Source organism: Robertmurraya korlensis, assembly GCF_023715225.1.
Lineage (GTDB): Bacteria > Bacillota > Bacilli > Bacillales > Cytobacillaceae > Robertmurraya_A.
The window spans coordinates 1-449 of the sequence record NZ_JAMBNS010000107.1; the positions used below are offsets into that span (position 1 = coordinate 1).

At 46.1% G+C, this 449-nt stretch carries 1 protein-coding gene; it reads left to right on the forward strand.

Features of this window, described 5'->3' with window-relative positions:
- A partial coding sequence (locus M3175_RS26015) for an aminotransferase class III-fold pyridoxal phosphate-dependent enzyme (RefSeq protein ID WP_251524601.1) occupies positions 1-449 on the forward strand: 449 nt, incomplete at both ends.

The window sequence follows — 449 nt, forward strand, 5'->3', positions numbered from 1 at the left end:
TTTAGGTGACTGGTTCGCCGCGCAAATTCAAGCACAAATTGATGATATGAATGCCAATGGCATCAAGTTTGCAGGCTTCTTAGCCGATTCCATTTTTTCATCAGACGGGGTAATGCCAAATCCTATTGGTTTCCTGAAAAAAGCAGTGGATGTAGTGCATGCCAATGGTGGTATTTTCATTGCTGATGAAGTACAGCCTGGTTTTGCTCGTACAGGCGATTCTTTTTGGGGTTTTGGGCGTCATGGTGTGGTGCCCGACATCATTACCACAGGCAAGCCGATGGGCAATGGTATTCCAGTATCAGGTTTACTCGCGAAAGATCATGTGTTGTCTGCCTTTAGTCAAAAAATCCCTTATTTCAATACCTTTGGGGGGAATCCTGTGGCGATGGCAGCGGCGCAGGCCGTGCTGAAAACTATTCAAGAAGAAGAGTTACAAGCCCATAGTC